We start from the raw sequence: 19086 nt of genomic DNA on the forward strand, positions 1-19086 counted from the left end.
TCACGGACGCAGCGTCGGCTCGCGCTCCGCCTGCGGGCGGTCCAGGCGCGCGTCGAAGGACGCCAGCGGCTTCGCGGCCGTCGCGGGCAGCCCCGCCCAGCGCAGGATCGCCGAGGTCGCCGTCGCCTTCTCGGCGGCCGCGAGACCGGCCACCTTGGAGCCGTGGTTGCCGCCCGCCACCGTGTAGACATACGAGTCACGCGACCCGGCGCCGAGCCGGAAGCGCTCCGCGCCCCACGGGTCGTTCTGCCCGTACACGTACAGCATGTGGTCGGCGTGGTGCCGCACCCAGCGGTCCACCTCCGGCATCACCCACGGCTGGAACCGCGTCGGGATGCTGCGCGGGACGAAGTTGCGCGGCGGCTGGTAGCCGTACCGGCTCAGACCGCCCAGCCAGGGCTGCTTGATGGTGGGCGAGCCGAGCTGGGTGGCCGCCTGGTAGTAGTACGGGGTGTACTTCTCCAGGCCCTGGTCGACATAGGAGTCGAAGCCGACGATCTTGTTGACCGAGTCCCAGATCACCTGGTCGGTGGCGTGCGTCGGGTCCGCCGGGATGGTGCCGCAGTCGGAGACCAGGCTGTACTGCCAGAACGTCCAGACGTAGTCGAGCACGACCGCCTCGTACGCCTTGTCCAGCGTGCCGACCGTGGTGAACGTGTACTTGTTGTCGGTCGCGTACTGCGCGTACTTCTTCTCCAGCGGCTCGCGGCGCACCAGCGCCTCGCGCTGCACGGCCTGGAGCTTGTCGCGGCACTCCTTGGTGCCGACGGTCTGGAAGAAGCGGTCGTAGGCCGAGTCCTCGTCGTTGACCACGTCGTTGGGGGCGACGTACGCGACGACGCCGTCCATGTCCCTGGGGTAGTACCGCTTGTAGTACGTGGCCGTCATGCCGCCCTTGGAGCCGCCGGTGGTCAGCCAGTTCTTGCGGTAGATCGGCTTGAGGGCCTGGTAGATGGCGTGCTGGTCACTGGCCGCCTGCCAGATGTCCAGCTTCTTCCAGTCGGCCGGCTGCGGCCGGGACGGGGTGAAGTAGCGGTACTCCACCGAGACCTGGTTGCCGTCCACGATCTGGGTCGGCTCGCTGCGGCCCGGGTTGGTCGACACGTTGTAGCCGCTGGTGTACATGACGGTGGGGCGGCCGGTGTCCTTGTGCAGCAGGGTGACGCGCTGCTGGAAGGTGCCCTGCGAGGGGTGCCGGTGGTCGACCGGCTGGGTGAAGTCGAGGACGAAGTAGCGGTAGCCGGCGTACGGCTTCTCCTCCAGGAGGCTCACCCCGGGTATCGCCAGGATGCGGTCCTTGATGTCCGGCTCGGCGGCGGTGGCCGCCCCGGCGGTGGCCCCCGCCACGCTCACCGTGCCTATCAGCACGACGAGCGAAAGGAGCCATCTGAGCGTCTTGCGCATGCGTTCTCCCCTGTGGTCACGATGTGACGCGATCATCGCGAACCTAATGGGAGCAACACCCGCACCACCAGACCCAGTTGTCACACCGGCCCCGGCATCGTTGTCATCGCCGCTGTCAACAGCGCGTCAGCACAGGATCCATCCGGTGGATCCCCCGGATCCGGCGACCGAACCCGACGCCCGTACACAGCGGTTGATCGCGTGCACCGTGACCGGGCCCGCCTGCTGGGTGAACTGCCCGCTGTCGGAGACCGGGCCGCCGCCGCGCGCCTGGATCGTGACCGCCATCTGCCGTCTGGCGCCGGGCGACTTGGCCACCGTGATCGCGCAGGCGTAGCCGCGCGTCTTGTAGACCCGCAGCTCACCGGTGGCGAACGACACCGTCTTGACCTGCCGCCCCACGCACCCGGCCGCCGCGTCGGCACTCCCCGCCCCCGGCCCGAGCACGGTCACAGTGCCCGCCGCCACCAGCACGGCAAGCCCCCAGCCCGCCCGCCTGTGAAACCCCCCACCGAACACGCTTGCCTCCTTCCGTCACATGAACGTATGTGAGTACGGACGCGGGGGCCCATGCGGCGGTTGCGCTGAATCTCGCCATGCGGACAGTCCCCGGCACCCGTCCTCGCGGGCGCGGACGCTTCAGACCGCCGCCGGCTCGTCCTCGCCGATGAAGGTGCGCCACAGGCTCGCGTAGCGGCCGTCCTGGGCCAGGAGCTCGTCGTGGGTGCCGTCCTCGACGACCTTGCCGTGGTCCATCACGACCACCCGGTCCGCCCGGGCCGCCGTGGTGAGGCGGTGGGCGACGACCAGCGTGGTGCGGCGGCCGGTGAGGCGGTCGGTGGCCTGGTTGACCTGTGCCTCGGTGGCGAGGTCGAGGGCGGCCGTGGCCTCGTCGAGGAGCAGGATGTCGGGGTCGACGAGCTCCGCGCGCGCCAGCGCGATCAGCTGGCGCTGGCCCGCCGACAGATTGCGGCCGCGCTCGGCGACCTCGTGCAGATAGCCGCCGTCGAGCGTGGCGATCATGTCGTGCGCGCCGACGGCCCGCGCCGCCGCCTCGACCTCGGCGTCAGTGGCTTCGGGCCGCCCGTAGGCGATGGCGTCCCGGACCGTGCCCGCGAACAGATACGCCTCCTGCGGAACGACGCCCAGGCGGTGCCGGTAGGCGGTGATGTCCAGGTCGCGCAGATCGGTGCCGTCCGCCGTGACCCGGCCACCGGTCGGGTCGTAGAACCGGGCGACCAGCTTGACCAGCGTCGACTTGCCCGCACCGGTCTCGCCGACGAAGGCGACGGTCTGCCCGGCCGGTATCCGCAGCGCCACCCCCGACAGCGCCTCCTCGTCGTCCCCGTACGCGAAGTCCACGTCCTCGAAGGCGATCTCGCCGCGCAGCGAGGAGACCTCCCGGGGCTTGGCCGCCGACGCCGTGGAGGTCGGCTCCCGCAGGAGCTCCTGGATGCGCTTGAGCGAGACGGCCGCCTGCTGGTAGCCGTCGAAGACCTGCGAGAGCTGCTGTACGGGCGCGAAGAACAGGTCGATGTAGAGGAGGTACGCGACGAGCGCGCCCGTCGTCAGACTGCCCGCGTCGACCCGGTGCGCGCCCACGATCAGCACCGAGGCCGACGCGACCGACGACAGGAGCTGCACGAACGGGAAGTAGACCGAGATGAGCCACTGGCCCCGGATACGGGCCGTGCGGTAGTCGGCGCTGCGGGCCGCGAACCGCTCGCCGCCGTCGCGCTCGCGCCCGAAGGCCTGCACGATCCGCAGCCCGCTCACCGACTCCTGGAGGTCGGCGTTGACCACCGCGACCCGCTCGCGGGCCAGTTCGTACGCCTTCACGCTCTGCTTGCGGAAGAAGTACGTGCCGACGATCAGCAGCGGCAGGGTCGCGAAGACGACGAGGGCGAGCTGGAGGTCGATGACGAGCAGCGCGAGCATGATGCCGAAGAAGGTGACGACCGAGACGAACGCGGTGACCAGGCCGGTCTGCAGGAACGTCGCCAGCGCGTCGACGTCCGTCGTCATCCGGGTCATGATCCGGCCGGTCAACTCGCGCTCGTAGTAGTCGAGTCCGAGCCGCTGGAGCTGGGCGAAGATCTTCAGGCGCAGGCTGTAGAGGACGCGCTCACCGGTCCGGCCGGTCATCCGGGTCTCGCCGATCTGGGCGGCCCACTGGATGACCACGGTCAGCAGGGCGAGTCCCGCGGCCGCCCACACCGCGCCGAGCGCGAGCCGGTTGACGCCCTTGTCGATGCCGTGCCGGATCAGGACCGGCAGCAGCAGGGACATGCCCGCGTCGATCGCGACCAGGGTGAGGCTGACGGCGAGCGGCTTGCCGAAGCCGCGCAGCAGCCGGCGCAGCCCGTAGGACCGCTCGGGCTGCACGGCCCTGGCCTCGTCGACGCCGGGGGTGTCGGTGGCCGGGGGCAGCGCCTCGACCTGGGCGAGGAGTTCGGGGGTGGCGGGCATACCGCCGGGGGCCGCCGACTCGGGCTTGTCCTGGCGTATCCACAGCGGGGGCGTGATGCCCCGCTCGGCGTCGAACTCGGCGTCCAGCTCGTCCCGTACGGTGTGGTCCTCCACGACCTCGGCCGGGACCAGGCGGCCGGGCGAGACCGCGCCCAGCTCGTCCGGGTCGGTCAGCAGACGGCGGTAGAGCGCCGAGTCGCGCTGGAGCTCGTCGTGGGTGCCGATGGCCGCCAGGCGGCCGCCGTCGAGGACGGCGATGCGGTCGGCGAGGTTGAGGGTGGAGCGGCGGTGCGCGATGAGCAGCGTGGTGCGCCCGGCCATCACGGACTTGAGCGCCTCGTGGATCTCGTGCTCCACGCGCGCGTCCACGGCCGAGGTGGCGTCGTCCAGGACCAGCAGACGCGGGTCGGTGAGGATGGCGCGGGCCAGGGCGACGCGCTGGCGCTGTCCGCCGGAGAGGGTCAGACCGTGCTCGCCGACGGTGGTGTCGTACCCGTCGGGCAGCTCGGCGATGAAGCGGTCCGCCTGCGCCGCGCGCGCGGCCTTCTCGATCTCCTCCTGGGTGGCGTCCGGCTTTCCGTACGCGATGTTGGCGCGCACGGTGTCCGAGAACAGGAAGCTGTCCTCGGGCACCAGGCCGATGGCCGAGCGCAGCGAGGCCATGGTCAGCTCGCGCACATCGTGGCCGCCGACCAGGACGGCGCCGTGCGTGACGTCGTAGAAGCGCGGCAGCAGCAGGGAGACGGTGGACTTGCCGGAGCCGGAGGAGCCGACGACGGCGACGGTCTCGCCGGGCCGGATCTCCAGCGAGAACCCGTCCAGGACCGGGCGCCCGTCCTCGTAACCGAACCGCACGTCGTCGAACTCGACGGTGGCGGGGGCGTCGGCGGGCAGTTCCCTGGTGCCGTCCTCGATGGACGGCTCGGTGTCGATCAGCTCCAGGACCCGCTCGACACCGGCCCGCGCCTGCTGGCCGACGGTCAGCACCATGGCGAGCATCCGGACCGGTCCGACGAGCTGGGCGAGATACGCGGAGAAGGCCACGAACGTGCCGAGGGTGATCTCGCCGCGGGTGGCCAGCCAGCCGCCGAGCGCCAGCATGGCGACCTGGCCGAGCGCGGGGACGGCCTGGAGGGCCGGGGTGTAGCGGGAGTTGAGCTTGATCGTCCGCAGCCGCCCGGCGAAGAGCCGGCGCCCGACCTCGCGGAGCTTGCCGGTCTCCTGCTCCTCCTGGCCGAAGCCCTTGACGACGCGTACGCCGGAGACGGCGCCGTCGACGACGCCCGCGACGGCCGCCGCCTGGCCCTGGGCGTACCAGGTGGCCGGGAAGAGACGGGTGCGGCTGAGCTTGGCGATGAACCAGAGCGCGGGCGCCACGGCCAGCGCGACCAGGGTCAGCACCGGCGACAGCCACGCCATGATCGCGAGAGAGATGAGGAACAGCAGGATGTTGCCGATGGTCATCGGCAACATGAAGAGCAGACCCTGGATGAGCTGGAGGTCACTGGTGGCGCGGCCGACGACCTGCCCGGTGGACAGCTCGTCCTGACGCCGCCCGTCGAGCCGGGTGATCGTCGCGTACATCTCGGTCCGCAGGTCGTGCTGGACGTCGAGGGCGAGGCGGCCGCCGTAGTAGCGGCGTATGTACGTCAGTACGTACACGACGACCGCCGCGGCTATGAGCAGTCCGGTCCAGACCGCGAGCGAGCGGGTGTGGGAGCCGATCACGTCGTCGATGATCACCTTGGTGACCAGCGGGACCAGGGCCATCACCGCCATACCGGCCAGGGACGAACCGAGCGCCAGCACGACATCGCGCCGGTACCGCCAGGCGTACCCGGTCAGCCGCCGCGCCCACCCTTGATCTGCCGCCGCCACTGGTTGCCTCCCGTAGTCCGAACCACCGCAAGGCCCCAACGCCACGACCGGCGGATTTCATCCCGCCGCAACAATCGGGGGGCAGAAACCCGCCTACGGTCGTAGGACCGAAGGCGGGTTGCCCGACCAATGCGGTTCCGGGTGCCCTACCAGGGGCGCGGGGAACTGCGCGACCAGCCACATACGGTCCGCACCCGAATAACCCGCCCCCCGCGCGGAGCGCCTAGCGGCCGGGCACAGCCGTGATCAAGGTGCGCCCGGCGGGAGCCTCCGGCACCGGCGGCACGGCCTCCTGCGGCAGCACACGCACCGGCGAGGGCCGCTGCCACTTCGGCGGATGCCACGGCCGCGCGACGACACCCGGCGTGCCGAGATCGCCGTGCACGGCCCGGGCCACGGCCTCGATCGTGTCGACGCCCTGGTTCATCGTCGCGTTGTCCTCGGTCAGCACGGCCATCGCGTAATCGTGGCCGTTCCCCGTGAACGCCCCGATGCTGTGCACCCGCCACCCGTGCGTGGACCGCTGCAGCCACCCGTTCTTGAGCTGCACAATCGCCCCGCCGGGGGCGCCCGCGGGCGTGCCCCAGCGCTGACCGGCCACGACCCGGTTCATCAGACCCAGCTGGTAGGCACGCGCGGCGTCGCTCAGGAGCGCGTTGCGCGAGGTGAGCAGCGCGAGCAGTCTGGCCTGGTCGCGGGCGGTGATCCGGGTCAGACCCCAGTAGCCGTCGGCGCCCGGGGTCGTCTGCGTCATCCCGGCGGCGCTCAGGAACGACTGCACCTTGGCCGCGCCGAGCTGCTTCCACAGTTCGGTGGTCGAGGCGTTGTCCGACTCTGTGATCATCTTGGTGGCCAGGCCGCGCTCGCGCTGGGTGAGCGAGCGGTCCTGCCGGGTCGCGTCCCACAGCAGGGTCGCGAGCACGGTGGCCTTCACGACGCTCGCGGAGTCGAACGTGTCGGTCGCCCGCAGCTCGCAGCGGGTGCCGGTGGAGCGGTCGTAGAGCGCGACGGCGGTCAGCGAGTCACGGCCGCGCAGCGCCGAGGTGATGTCCTTGGACAGCTTGGCCGCGAAGGCGCTGTCGCCGGAGGTGCAGGTCACCGAGGACGCGGCGGCGGCCGGCGCGGCGCCCGCCGCCAGCTGCGCGACCACGCTCGCGGCGACGGCGGCGCCGAGCGCGCCGCCGCGTATCCGTCTGGCAGTGCCGGATCGTCTGAACAAAGCTTCTGGCCCCCTGTGCGTACCGAGACGAGCACGTCGCCCTGACGTGCTCGCCTCAGATGACTCACCGGGAGGCGCAAGGTTGTACGAAGAAGATGTTGAACGAGGTCACAATTGGGCCACACGTTTCGCGCCACGGAGCCGCACCTTGCCGCGCCCGGCCGCACCCGGTCACCGATGCGTCGGCGCGAACATCCTCAGCACGGCGGGCAGCACGACCACCGAGGGCCCGGGCTCCGCCAGCGCCTTCGCCAGGTCCGCCCGCAGCGACTCCACGCTCGTACGCACCGCGGGCACGCCGAACGACTCGGCGAGCGCGACGAAGTCCGGCGTCACCAGCTCCGTGCCGGTCGCCGCGCCGAAGGCGTCCGTCATGTACTCGCGCAGGATGCCGTAGCCGCCGTCGTCGACGATCAGCCAGGTCACCGGCAGGTCGTACTGCCGGGCCGTGGCGAGCTCGGCGATCGAGTACATCGCGCCGCCGTCGCCGGAGACCGCGAGCACCGGTCGCGTGCGGTCGGCGGCGGCGGCTCCGATCGCCGCCGGGAACGCGTAGCCGAGGCCGCCCGCGCCCTGGGCCGAGTGCAGCGCGCCCGGCCAGGCGGACCAGGCCCAGTACGCCAGGATCGTCATGTCCCAGAAGCTGGGCGCGTCGACGGGCAGGGCCGCGCGCACATCGGCGAGGATCCGCTGCTCGGTCTCCAGGCCCTGCCCGGCGATCCGCTCCCCCACCTTCGCGAGGACCGTGCGTACGGACTCGGCGGCGGCCGGGTCGGTGCGCTCGCGGACCGTCTCCAGGAGCGCGGCGAGCGCCACGCGCGCGTCCGCGTGGATGCCGAGCGCCGGGTGGTTGGACTCCAGCTTGCCGAGGTCCGCCTCGATCTGGATCACCCGGCCGCGCGGCGCGAACGTGTGGTAGTTCGAGGAGAGTTCGCCGAGGCCCGAGCCCACGACCAGCAGGACGTCGGCGTCCTCCAGGAAGTCGGTGGTGTGCCGGTCCTCCAGCCACGACCGGAGCGAGAGCGGGTGCTCCCAGGGGAAGGCGCCCTTGCCGCCGAAGGTGGTGACCACCGGCGCGGCCAGCTTCTCGGCGAGCGCGCGGAGCTTGCCGGCGGCGTCGGCGCGTACGACACCGCCGCCCGCGATGATCACCGGGCGGGCCGCGCTCGACAGCAACTCGGCCGCCACGGCCGTCAGTTCGGGGCGCGGGAGCAGGTCGTGCGGGGTCGCGTCGACGGCCGTGACGACCGGCAGGGCCGTCTCGGCGGACAGCACGTCCTGCGGGATCTCCACCCAGACCGGCCCGTGCGGGGCGGTCAGCGCCGACTCCCACGCCGCCGCGATCGCGGACGGGATCTGGGACTGGCCGCGGACCGGGTGGACCGACTTCACCACGTCCCGGAACGAGGCCTGCTGGTCGCGGAGTTCATGCAGATGGCCGCGGCGGCCGCCGCCCAGACCCGCCGTGGGGACCTGGCTGCAGATCGCCACGACGGGCGCGCTGGCCGCGGCCGCCTCCTGGAGGGCGGCGAGCGAGGTCAGCGCGCCGGGCCCGGTGGAGAGCAGCAGCGGGGCCGCCTCACCGGTGACCCGGCCGTACGCGTCGGCCGCGAACCCCGCGTTGTTCTCCATCCGCAGCCCGACGTAGCTCAGATCGGAACGGCGCAGCGCGTCGAACATCGCGAGCGCGTGCTGCCCGGGCAGCCCGAAGACGGTGGTGGCGCCGAGCCCCTGAAGGGTCTCGACGACGAGATCGCCACCGGTGCGGCCGGGCGGCGGGTTCAGGGCCGCCGCGGTCTGCGCCCCGGTGGGGCGCAGCACCACGTCGTGGTCGTGGGTCACTTGGACGCCTTGGCCGCCGCGATCTGCCGGGACATGATCGTCGTGAGCTCGTACGCGGTGTGGGACGCGGCCACCGAGGTGATCTCGGCGTGGTCGTACGCCGGGGCGACCTCGACGACGTCGGCCGAGACCAGGTTGCAGGAGGCGAGGCCGCGCAGGATCTCCAGGAGCTCGCGGGAGGTCATGCCGCCGGCCTCGGGGGTGCCGGTGCCGGGGGCGTGCGCCGGGTCGAGGCAGTCGATGTCGATCGAGATGTAGAGCGGGCGGTCGCCGATGCGCTGGCGCAGCTGGTCGGCGATCTCGTCGGCGCCACGGCGGTAGACGTCGGCCGAGGTGACGATGCCGAAGCCCATCTTCTCGTCGTCGGTCAGGTCCTGCTTGCCGTAGAGCGGGCCGCGGGTGCCGACGTGGGAGAGCGCCTCGGTGTCGAGGATGCCCTCCTCGACGGCGCGGCGGAACGGGGTGCCGTGGGTGTACTCGGCGCCGAAGTAGGTGTCCCAGGTGTCCAGGTGCGCGTCGAAGTGGAGCAGCGCGACCGGGCCGTGCTTCTTGGCGACCGAGCGCAGCAGCGGCAGCGCGATGGTGTGGTCGCCGCCGAGCGTCATCAGGCGGGCGCCGGTGCCGAGCAGGTCGTCGGCGGCGGCCTCGATGGTGTCCACGGCCTCGTTGATGTTGAACGGGTTCACCGCGATGTCGCCGCCGTCCGCGACCTGGGCCAGCGCGAAGGGCGAGGCGTCCTGCGCCGGGTTGTACGGGCGCAGCAGCCGGGAGGCCTCGCGGATGGCGTTGCCGCCGAAGCGGGCGCCCGGGCGGTAGGAGACGCCGCTGTCGAAGGGCACGCCGACGACGGCGACATCGGCGGTGCCGACCTCGTCCAGACGCGGCAGCCGGGCGAAGGTCGCGGGCCCGGCGTACCGCGGGACGCGGGACGAGTCGATCGGACCGCGCGGCGTTTCGTTGCTGCTCATGTCGGAGTGCCCTTCGTGATGGCCTGCGTACGGACTGGACGGCCCGTGGTTCCTCCGGGCCGGTGCGGCCCGCGCTGGCCACCCTAGGTGCCGGTACCGCCATACTGAAGTGTACGTTTCCTCCACTTACGGCCCCCCTGATGTACGGAGTGCCCATGCCTGCCGAGCCCACGGCGGCCCCGCCCACCACTCCCGTCCCGCTCTCCGCCCTGCTGGCCCGCGCCGATCTGGGCCTGCGGCGGATCGCCGGGCCGCCCGAGGCCGATGTGCACTGGGTGCACACCTCGGAGATGGCCGACCCGTATCCGTACCTCCTCGGCGGGGAGCTGCTGCTGACGGCGGGCGTGCAGCTCAGCGACCCGGAGCGGTACGCGGCGCGGGTCGCCGAGGCGGGCGCGGCGGCGCTCGGCTTCGGTGTCACACCGGTGTACGACACCGTCCCGGCCGCGCTGGTCGAGGCCTGCGAGCGGCACGGGCTGCCGCTGCTCGAAGTGCCGCCGCCCACCACGTTCACCGCGATCGCCCGCGCGGTGTGGGGCCTGATGACGCAGGCCCGCCACCATGAGCTGCGCCGGGTCTCGCAGGCCCAGCAGGGTCTGGCCACGGCGGCCGCGCGGCCCGACCCGGTCCCGGCGGTCCTGCACCAGCTGGCGACCCGGCTCGGCGGCTGGGCCGGGCTGCTGGACGCGTCGGGGACGGTGGTGCACGCGGCCGGGCGCGAGCCGTCCGCCGAGGTGCGGGCGGCGGTGCGCCGCCTGGCGTCGGTGGTCTCGCCGGGGGGTGCCGGGATCCCCCCGGGAGCCGCCTCCCCGGCGGGGGCCGCACCCGCGAAACCGGCCGTCTCCCCGGCAGGTGCCGAACCCGCGAAGCCGAGCCCGCCCGGGCCCACCGCGCCCACCTCCGCGAGCGACACCTCGGGGGGCGCGCACCTCGCCGCGTACGCCCTGGCCGGGGCCCGGGGGCTCACCCTCGGCGTCGCGACCCCGGGGCGCGAGCCCGGGGACCACACCATCGCCGGGGTCGCCTCCGTGCTGCTGTCCCTGCTCACCGCCGAGCGGCCGGGCGCCGACCAGGCCGCCCGGTCGGCGGCGCTGGTGCGGCTCCTGCTCGGCGCGGCCCCGGCCGAGGTCGCGCCGCTGCTCGGGGACGCGCCCTGGACCGTCGTCCACGCGCGCGGTGCGGGCGCCCCGCCCGATCTCGGCAGCCCCCTGGTGGACGCGGACGACGGCCACGCGCGCGTGCTCGTCCCCGGCGGCCATACCGTCGCCCCGCACCCCGGCTGGACGCTCGGCGTCAGCGCGCCCGTCCCGGCCGACGGCCTGGCCGCCGCCGACGCCCAGGCCGCCCGGGCCCTGCGCCGCGCGGAGGCGGCCCGGAGCGCCCTGGTGCGCCATCGCACCGGCGGATACGCCTCGTTGGTGGATCCCGAGGAGGCCGCCGCGTACGCCCGCCGGCTGCTGGCACCGCTCGCCGAGCCGCTGCTCACCACCCTGCGCTGCTGGCTCTCGCTGCACGGCAGCTGGGACCGGACCGCCGTGGCGCTCGGCGTGCACCGCAACACCGTGCGCCAGCGCGTGGCCCGCTGCGCGGCCCTGCTGAACGCGGATCTGGACGACATGGACGTCCGCACCGAGCTGTGGCTGGCGCTCCGGGGTGCGGGCGGGAGTGCTGAGTCTCACTCTGGACAGTGCGAGTGACCGCCGGGTAACTTCATTATTCAATCTGAGCAAGCGCTTAGCCACAGCCCAGTGTGACCAGTGTGAGGAGGGCGTCCCGTGCGCCGTACGGTATTCAACGAGGACCACGAGGCGTTCCGGGAGACCATCCGGGCCTTCATCGAGGCCGAGGTCGTGCCCGTCTACGACGAGTGGTACGCGGCGGGCCAGGCGCCCCGGGACTTCTACCACAAGCTCGGTGACCTGGGCGTCTTCGGCATCCGCGTGCCCGAGGAGTTCGGCGGCGCGGGCATCGAGTCGTACAAGTTCGAAGCCGTGATGTACGAGGAGACGGCCCGCGCGGGCGTCCAGTTCGGCGGCTCCGGCGTGCACGTGCTGCTCGGCCTGCCGTACATCAAGATGCTCGCCACCGACGAGCAGAAGAAGCGCTTCCTGCCCAAGTTCGTCTCCGGCGAGGAGATGTGGGCCCTGGCGATGACCGAGCCGGGCACCGGCTCCGACCTCGCGGGCATGAAGACCACCGCCAAGCTCTCCGAGGACGGCACGCACTACGTCCTCAACGGCGCCAAGACGTTCATCACCGGCGGCGTGCACGCCGACCGCGTCATCGTCTGCGCCCGCACCGCCGCGCCGACCGCCGAGGACCGCCGCCACGGCATCTCGCTGTTCGCCGTCGACACCAAGTCCGAGGGCTACTCCATCGGCCGCAAGCTGGACAAGCTCGGCCTGAAGACGTCCGACACGGCCGAGCTGGCCTTCGTCGACGTCAAGGTGCCGGTCGAGGACCTGCTCGGCGAGGAGAACAAGGGCTTCTACTACCTCGGCCACAACCTCGCCTCCGAGCGCTGGGGCATCGCGTTCGGCGCGTACGCGCAGGCCAAGGCGGCCGTCCGGTTCGCCAAGGAGTACGTCCAGGAGCGCACCGTCTTCGGCAAGCCGGTCGCCGCGTTCCAGAACACGAAGTTCGAACTGGCCGCCTGCCAGGCCGAGGTGGACGCCGCCGAGGCCGTCGCCGACCGCGCCCTGGAGGCCCTGGACGCGGGCGAGCTGACCCCGGCCGAGGCCGCGTCCGCGAAGCTGTTCTGCACCGAGGTCGCGCACCGCGTGATCGACCGCTGCCTCCAGCTGCACGGCGGCTACGGCTTCATGAACGAGTACCCGATCGCGCGTCTGTACGCCGACAACCGCGTCAACCGGATCTACGGCGGCACCAGCGAGATCATGAAGTCGATCATCGCCAAGGACATGGGTCTGTGACCCAGGCCCTCGACGACCTGCTCGATCTGCTCGACCTTGAGCGGATCGAGCAGGGCATCTTCCGCGGCCACTCACGCTCGGCGATCATCCCCCGGGTGTTCGGCGGGCAGGTCGCGGCGCAGGCCCTGATGGCGGCGGGCCGCACGGTCCCCGCCGACCGGCCGCCGCACTCCCTGCACGCGTACTTCCTGCGCATGGGCGACCCCAAGGCGCCGATCGTCTACACCGCGGACCCGATCCGCGACGGCCGCTCCTTCACCACGCGCACGGTCACCGCCGTCCAGCACGGCCAGCCGATCTTCCACCTCTCCGCGTCGTTCCAGGCGTACGAGGAGGGCCTTGAGCACCAGGCGCCGATGCCGCCCGCGCCGGACCCCGACTCGCTGCCCACGGCGGCCGAGACACTGCCGCGCTACACCGACGTGTTCGTCGACCCGTCGGTGGCCGAGCGGATGCTCGCGGCCCGCGCGGCCGTCGACCTGCGCTACGTGGACGACCCGCCGTACGCCTCCATCGGCACCCCGCGCGAGCCGCGCTCCCAGGTCTGGTTCCGCACCAACGGCAAGCTGGACGACGACCCGCTGCTGCACATCGTGCTCGCCACGTACGTCTCCGACATGACGCTCCTGGACTCGGTCCTGCTGGCCCACGGCCGGGGCGGCTGGGCGGTCGGCGACGTGGTGGGCGCGTCCCTGGACCACGCGATGTGGTTCCACCGCCCGTTCCGCGCCGACGAATGGCTCCTCTACGACCAGGAGTCCCCCTCGGCCTCGGCGGGCCGGGGCCTGGGCCAGGCAAGGATCTACACCCAGGCCGGCCACCTGGCGGTAACAGTGATCCAGGAGGGCGTGGTCCGGGTACCCCGTTAGCCCCTAAAGGGGCTTGTGGAGCTCCCCCGCGATCCGGGGTGCCCTACAAGGGGCGCGGGGCTGTGACATGTACGGCTCCGCCGCGATGGGGGTCCCCCCTGTTCGAGCGGAGCCGAGAACTTGGGGGAGCGACCAGCCACACGCGGCCCGCAGACGAAACCGCACCCCCCGCGGAGCGCGACGCTCTCAAACCAACTCCGCCGCACCCAGCAAATACTCGGTCATCGGCTCGTAATAGCGCGGATCCGCAACATGGTCATCCATGGGGACGGCAACCTGCAGCGTCCCCTCCGCCTCCGCAAGGAACAACGCGGGATCGTTGCAGTCCGCATACCCCACCGCATCGATCCCGCGCTGCGCCGCACACCCCGCCCACCCGTGATCCGCGACGACCAGCTCCGGCAACGGCCGCCCCTCCCGCGCCAGGGCGTCCAAAATCGCGGCCATCGGCTCCGGCGAGTGCGTGTGCCACAGCGACGCGCCGCGCTCGAAGAGCGAGACGTCCGCGAACTGCACCACGCAGCCCTCATCGGCCCGCACCCCGTCCGGGATGCGCACGATCTCGCACCCCGCCGCCCGCAGCGCGGACGCCGTCCGGCTGTGGACGTCGATGAGCGACCCCGGGTGCCCGGTCGCGAAGAGCACCCGCTCCCGCCCCGCCGCCGCCTTGCGCAGCCGCGCCGCCATCCGGTCGAGCGCGTCGACGGTGAGCTCGGGGTCGATGGTGTCCTGGCCGGTGCGGTACTCGGGGTCGTCCACCACGCCGCAGCGCTCGGCCATCACCGCGAGCACGTCCTGCTCGTCGTTCCAGCGCTCGCCCAGCTCCAGACCCAGCCAGTAGTGGCGGTCGCCGTTGGCGAGCTTGCGGTAGTGGGAGAGGTTGTTGTCGCGGGGGGTGGCGACGTCTCCGGCGATACGGGTGCGGACGAGGTGGTCGACGAGAGCGGCACGGCTGGGTATCGGCATGCGCCCATTCTGCCCCGGTGCCCGGCCCGGGGCCCCGCAGTCCCGCGCACTGGACACCCCTACGCGCGCGTGAGCCCTCGGTTCACCGGTACCGCGCGCCCTCAGTTCACCGGCTGGTCGGCGAGCGCGGCGAACGCCCCGTGCGCGAGCCGGCGCAGCAGCTCCTCCGTGGCCGCCCGGCCCGGCAGGCCGAGACCGTACGAACCCAGGTGCGGCGTCGAGTTGAGCAGGCCGAAGACCGCGTGGACGGCCGCGCGGGCCTCCGCCTCGGACCCTTCCGGGTAGAGCTCGCGCACCACCGAGACCCACAGCTCCACGTACTGCCGCTGCAACTGGCGCACCAGCTTGCGGTCGCTCTCGCGCAGCCGGTCCAGCTCGCGGTCGTGGAGGGTGATCAGCGCCCGGTCGTCGAGCGCGAAGTCGATGTGGCCGTCGATGAGCGAGCCGAGGACCGCCTCCGGGCCGCCGTCGGCCTGCGCGACCCGCTTGCGCCCGCCGTCGTAGAGCCGCCCGCTGATCCCCACCAGCAGTTCGGCCAGCATCGCGTCCTTGCCCGCGAAGTGCCGGTAGAGGCCGGGGCCGCTGATGCCGACGGCCGCGCCTATCTCGTCGACGCCCACGCCGTGGAAGCCGCGCTCGGCGAAGAGGCGCGCGGCCTCGCGCAGGATCTGCTCGCGTCGGGTGGGGGCATCGGTGCGGGTGCTCATGGAAATTCATTCTAGACAACGCGGTTAGCGCTCGTTAACCTGAAGGAAACGAGTTAACGCTCATTAACATCCACATCCCTGTACGGATAGATCGCTGTACGGACGTCGGCCGTGCGAACCACGGCGGTACGGGCAAGGGGGCTCGACACGATGCAGCAGGCACCGGTCCTTGGGAGCGCGGCCGATCCCGCGTCCGAGGCGTGGCGCGCCAACGAGGAGGCGCACCGCGCGCTGGGCGACGGGCTGCGCGAAAGACTCGCCGCGGCCCGGCTCGGCGGCGGCGAGCGGGCCCGCGAGCGCCATGTCGCGCGCGGCAAGCTGCTGCCCCGCGACCGGGTGGACACGCTGCTCGACCCCGGCTCGCCCTTCCTGGAGCTGGCCCCGCTGGCCGCCGAGGGGATGTACGAGGGCCAGGCGCCCGCCGCCGGCGTCATCGCCGGGATCGGGCGGGTCAGTGGCCGCGAGTGCGTGATCGTGGCCAACGACGCCACGGTCAAGGGCGGCACGTACTACCCGATGACGGTCAAGAAGCATCTGCGCGCCCAGGAAGTCGCCCTGGAGAACCGGCTGCCCTGCCTGTATCTGGTCGACTCGGGCGGCGCGTTCCTGCCGATGCAGGACGAGGTCTTCCCCGACCGCGACCACTTCGGGCGGATCTTCTACAACCAGGCCCGGATGTCGGGCGCGGGCATCCCGCAGATCGCCGCCGTCCTCGGCTCCTGCACGGCGGGCGGCGCCTATGTGCCCGCGATGAGCGACGAGGCCGTGATCGTCCGCAACCAGGGCACGATCTTCCTGGGCGGCCCCCCGCTGGTGAAGGCCGCCACCGGCGAGGTCGTCACCGCCGAGGAGCTCGGCGGCGGCGAGGTGCACTCGCGCGTCTCGGGCGTCACCGACCACCTCGCCGAGGACGACGCGCACGCGCTGCGCATCGTGCGCAACATCGTGGCCACCCTCCCCGCGCGCGGTGAGCTCCCGTGGAGCGTCGAGCCCGCCGAGGAGCCGAAGGTCGACCCGTTCGGGCTCTACGGCGCGGTCCCGGTCGACTCGCGCACTCCGTACGACGTGCGCGAGGTCATCGCGCGCGTGGTCGACGGCTCCCGCTTCCAGGAGTTCAAGGCCGAGTTCGGGCAGACCCTGGTCACCGGCTTCGCCCGGATCCACGGCCACCCGGTCGGCATCGTCGCCAACAACGGCATCCTGTTCTCCGAATCCGCCCAGAAGGGCGCGCACTTCATCGAGCTGTGCGACCAGCGCGGCATCCCGCTGGTGTTCCTCCAGAACATCTCGGGCTTCATGGTGGGCCGGGACTACGAGGCGGGTGGCATCGCCAAGCACGGCGCCAAGATGGTGACGGCGGTGGCGAGCACACGCGTCCCCAAGCTGACGGTGATCGTCGGCGGGTCGTACGGGGCGGGCAACTACTCGATGTGCGGCCGCGCCTATTCGCCGCGCTTCCTGTGGATGTGGCCCAACGCCAAGATCTCGGTGATGGGCGGCGAGCAGGCCGCCTCCGTCCTTGCCACCGTCAAGCGCGACCAGCTGGAGGCGCGCGGCGAACAGTGGCCGCTCGACGCCGAGGAGTCCTTCAAGGACCCCATCCGCGCCCAGTACGAGCAGCAGGGCAACGCCTACTACGCGACGGCCCGGCTGTGGGACGACGGGGTGATCGACCCGATGGAGACCCGCCAGGTCCTCGGGCTCGCCCTGACCGCCTGTGCCAACGCCCCCCTCCCCCAGCGGGACCTCTCGGCGCCCGGCTTCGGCGTCTTCCGGATGTGAGGCGGACCATGACGATGTTCGACACAGTCCTCGTCGCCAACCGCGGCGAGATCGCGGTCCGCGTGATCCGCACCCTGCGCGCCCTCGGGATCCGCTCGGTCGCGGTGTTCAGCGACGCCGACGCGGACGCCAAGCACGTACGGGAGGCGGACACCGCCGTCCGGATCGGCCCGGCGGCCGCGTCCGAGAGCTATCTGCGCGTCGACCGGCTCCTGGAGGCGGCAGCCAAGTCGGGCGCCCAGGCGGTCCACCCGGGCTACGGCTTCCTCGCCGAGAACGCGACGTTCGCGCGCGCGTGCACCGAGGCGGGCCTGGTCTTCATCGGGCCCCCGGCCGACGCGATCTCCCTGATGGGCGACAAGATCCGGGCCAAGGAGACCGTGCAGGCGGCCGGTGTCCCGGTGGTCCCCGGCTCCTCGGGCAGCGGCCTCACCGACGCCCAACTGGGCGACGCCGCACGGGAGATCGGCATGCCGGTGCTCCTGAAGCCGAGTGCGGGCGGCGGCGGCAAGGGCATGCGGCTGGTCCGGGACGAGGCGGTGCTCGGCGACGAGATCGCCGCCGCCCGGCGCGAGGCCCGCGCCTCCTTCGGCGACGACACGCTCCTGGTGGAGCGCTGGATCGACCGCCCGCGCCACATCGAGATCCAGGTCCTGGCCGACGGTCACGGCCATGTGGTGCACCTCGGCGAGCGCGAGTGCTCCCTCCAGCGCCGCCACCAGAAGATCATCGAGGAGGCCCCCTCGGTCCTGCTCGACGAAAAGACCCGGGCCGCGATGGGCGAGGCGGCGGTCCAGGCGGCCCGCTCCTGCGGCTACGCGGGCGCGGGCACGGTCGAGTTCATCGTCCCGGGCAACGACCCCTCCTCGTACTACTTCATGGAGATGAACACCCGCCTCCAGGTGGAGCACCCGGTCACCGAGCTCATCACGGGCCTGGACCTGGTGGAGTGGCAGGTGCGGATCGCGGCGGGCGAGCGACTGCCGTACGGACAGGACGACATCACCCTCACCGGCCACGCCGTGGAGGCCCGTATCTGCGCCGAGGACCCCTCGCGCGGCTTCCTGCCCTCGGGCGGCACGGTCCTGGCGCTGCGGGAGCCGCAGGGCGACTGGGGGTCCCCCCTGTTCGAGCGGAGCCGAGAACTTGGGGGCGTTCGTACCGACTCGGGGCTGAGTGAAGGCACCGAGGTCGGCAGCCTGTACGACCCGATGCTGTCCAAGGTCATCGCGTACGGGCCGGACCGCGCCACCGCGCTGCGCAGGCTCCGGGCGGCGCTCGCCGACACGGTCACGCTCGGCGTGCCCACCAACGCCGGGTTCCTGCGCAGGCTGCTGGCCCACCCGGCCGTGGTCGCGGGCGAGCTGGACACGGGCCTGGTGGAGCGCGAGGCCGACGGCCTGGTGCCCGAGGGGGTGCCGGACGAGGTGTACGCGGCGGCCGCCGCCGTGCGCGGAGCCGCTCTCGCGCCCGTGGCCGGGGGATGGACCGACCCCTTCTCGGTGCCGAGCGGCTGGCGCCTCGGCGGTGAACCGGCGCCGCTGGCGCACTGGTTGCGGGTGCCGGGCCAGGAGCCGGTCCGGGCGACGGGAACAGGCCGGGTCACCGAAGAGCGCGTCACCGTGGAGCTCGACGGCGTCACCCACACCTTCCACCGCGCGGGCGACTGGCTCGGCCGAGACGGCGACAGCTGGCACGTCCTGGACCATGACCCGGTGGAGGCCGCGCTCAGCGGCACCGCGCGCGGTGGCGCCGACACGCTGGCCGCGCCGATGCCCGGCACCGTCACCGTCGTCAAGGTGGCTGTCGGCGACCAGGTGGCGGCTGGTCAGAGCCTGCTGGTGGTCGAGGCGATGAAGATGGAGCACGTCATCTCCGCCCCGCACGCCGGCACCGTCACCGAGCTGGACGTCTCGCCCGGCTCGACCGTCGCCATGGACCAGGTCCTGGCCGTGGTGACCCCCGAGGAGAGCCCGGAGTCCAAGGACTCGGAGCCCAGGGAACCCAAGGACCCCAAGGAGCCGAAGGAGGGAGAGCGGTGACGCTGCC

General features: G+C 72.4%; 13 protein-coding genes. 5 read left to right on the forward strand and 8 right to left on the reverse strand.

Annotation, left to right across the window (positions count from 1 at the left end):
• The 6 genes from ACGFRG_RS12715 to speB form a co-directional block, all read right to left on the reverse strand.
• On the reverse strand, positions 1–1404 hold the full coding sequence (locus ACGFRG_RS12715; protein ID WP_361433079.1) for a S28 family serine protease: 1404 nt from the start codon (positions 1402–1404) through the stop codon (positions 1–3).
• 126 nt (positions 1405–1530) lie between these two features.
• Positions 1531–1923, reverse strand: a complete 393-nt coding sequence (locus tag ACGFRG_RS12720) for a hypothetical protein (protein ID WP_361433081.1) — start codon at positions 1921–1923, stop codon at positions 1531–1533.
• 120 nt (positions 1924–2043) lie between these two features.
• Entirely contained in the window at positions 2044–5751 is a 3708-nt protein-coding gene (locus ACGFRG_RS12725; RefSeq protein WP_393263503.1) for an ABC transporter ATP-binding protein, read from the reverse strand.
• A gap of 223 nt (positions 5752–5974) precedes the next feature.
• A complete protein-coding gene (locus ACGFRG_RS12730; protein WP_393263505.1) occupies positions 5975–6970 on the reverse strand; it encodes a serine hydrolase in 996 nt (331 codons plus the stop codon).
• A gap of 171 nt (positions 6971–7141) precedes the next feature.
• Positions 7142–8812 carry a thiamine pyrophosphate-binding protein gene (locus tag ACGFRG_RS12735; protein ID WP_393263507.1) on the reverse strand — a complete coding sequence of 557 codons (1671 nt, stop codon included), beginning with the start codon at positions 8810–8812 and terminating at the stop codon, positions 7142–7144.
• Entirely contained in the window at positions 8809–9780 is a 972-nt protein-coding gene (gene speB, locus ACGFRG_RS12740) for an agmatinase (RefSeq protein ID WP_361433087.1), read from the reverse strand. The genes ACGFRG_RS12735 and speB overlap by 4 nt, the downstream gene beginning before the upstream one ends.
• A gap of 155 nt (positions 9781–9935) precedes the next feature.
• On the opposite strand from speB, the gene ACGFRG_RS12745 reads away from it, so the two are divergent.
• From ACGFRG_RS12745 to ACGFRG_RS12755, 3 genes are all read left to right on the forward strand, one after another.
• Entirely contained in the window at positions 9936–11477 is a 1542-nt protein-coding gene (locus tag ACGFRG_RS12745; RefSeq protein WP_361433089.1) for a PucR family transcriptional regulator, read from the forward strand.
• Between the two features lie 78 nt (positions 11478–11555).
• A complete protein-coding gene (locus ACGFRG_RS12750; protein WP_361433092.1) occupies positions 11556–12713 on the forward strand; it encodes an acyl-CoA dehydrogenase family protein in 1158 nt (385 codons plus the stop codon).
• On the forward strand, positions 12710–13582 hold the full coding sequence (locus tag ACGFRG_RS12755) for an acyl-CoA thioesterase (RefSeq protein WP_393263510.1): 873 nt from the start codon (positions 12710–12712) through the stop codon (positions 13580–13582). The genes ACGFRG_RS12750 and ACGFRG_RS12755 overlap by 4 nt, the downstream gene beginning before the upstream one ends.
• Before the next feature lie 186 nt (positions 13583–13768).
• Here ACGFRG_RS12755 and ACGFRG_RS12760 read toward each other — a convergent pair whose 3' ends face one another.
• Both ACGFRG_RS12760 and ACGFRG_RS12765 read right to left on the reverse strand, forming a co-directional pair.
• Positions 13769–14548 carry a phosphatase gene (locus ACGFRG_RS12760; protein ID WP_361433096.1) on the reverse strand — a complete coding sequence of 260 codons (780 nt, stop codon included), beginning with the start codon at positions 14546–14548 and terminating at the stop codon, positions 13769–13771.
• Between the two features lie 101 nt (positions 14549–14649).
• Positions 14650–15255: a TetR/AcrR family transcriptional regulator gene (locus ACGFRG_RS12765; protein WP_361433098.1), complete on the reverse strand. Its 606-nt coding sequence runs from the start codon at positions 15253–15255 to the stop codon at positions 14650–14652.
• A gap of 150 nt (positions 15256–15405) precedes the next feature.
• On the opposite strand from ACGFRG_RS12765, the gene ACGFRG_RS12770 reads away from it, so the two are divergent.
• Together ACGFRG_RS12770 and ACGFRG_RS12775 are read left to right on the forward strand one after the other, a co-directional pair.
• On the forward strand, positions 15406–17037 hold the full coding sequence (locus tag ACGFRG_RS12770) for a carboxyl transferase domain-containing protein (protein ID WP_361433100.1): 1632 nt from the start codon (positions 15406–15408) through the stop codon (positions 17035–17037).
• A gap of 8 nt (positions 17038–17045) precedes the next feature.
• Complete coding sequence (locus ACGFRG_RS12775) at positions 17046–19079, forward strand: biotin carboxylase N-terminal domain-containing protein (RefSeq protein ID WP_361433102.1); 2034 nt, start codon at positions 17046–17048, stop codon at positions 19077–19079.
• Positions 19080–19086 lie beyond the last annotated feature (7 nt).

The sequence above is a fragment of the Streptomyces sp. NPDC048696 genome, assembly GCF_043198895.1.
Lineage (GTDB): Bacteria > Actinomycetota > Actinomycetes > Streptomycetales > Streptomycetaceae > Streptomyces.